Annotated in this window: 1 protein-coding gene; it reads right to left on the bottom strand. The window is 54.2% G+C overall.

All coding sequences use genetic code 11. The features are described from left to right. A partial coding sequence (locus O9X78_RS20830) for a Mu transposase domain-containing protein (RefSeq protein WP_435056070.1) occupies positions 1-559 on the bottom strand: 559 nt, incomplete at both ends.

The following is a 559-nucleotide window of genomic DNA, read 5'->3' as shown; positions in this document are numbered from 1 at the left end:
CCGCCTCTAGGCGTGCCGGTGTGTATTGTTTGGCGAGATTCAGTAACCCCAAGCAGGCGCGATACGCCTGCTCTGGCACCTGCTTTCGTTGTAAGAACAGCTCAACCATCGCGTGTGTTGCGGGGCCGATCGTTCCCGCCCACGACAGCAGTCGCTTCGGCGTCCACTGCTGATGCCGCTGGTGTGCTTCAGGCATGTGGTGTGTGTTGGTAGTAAACCCACCTTGACGCTGGCTACGTGCATGACGTGCTACCTGCTGATCCTTAAAGAAGATAGCAACACCGTCGCGGCTGGCCTGGATCTCAACTTGTGTCTTCACCAAGTGATGAGGAACGGAGTAATAGTGCTTGTCGAACTCGACGTGGTAATCAATATTGACTCGCGCCAGCTTGAACTCAAGGTATTCATAGCGCGTCGCTGGCAGCGGTTTAAGCGCCGGTTTGTCCAGCATCTCAAACTGGCTTAAGCGGCAACCTGGGAGCTTTTTGAAGGGCCGTTGGTTGAGGTCTTCCAGTAAACTTTTAATCGTAAGGTTCAGCTCTGCCAGCGTAAAGAAGGT

The organism is Zhongshania aquatica, from assembly GCF_027257955.1.
GTDB lineage: Bacteria > Pseudomonadota > Gammaproteobacteria > Pseudomonadales > Spongiibacteraceae > Spongiibacter > Spongiibacter aquatica.
This window is presented reverse-complemented; position numbering and strand designations above follow the sequence as displayed.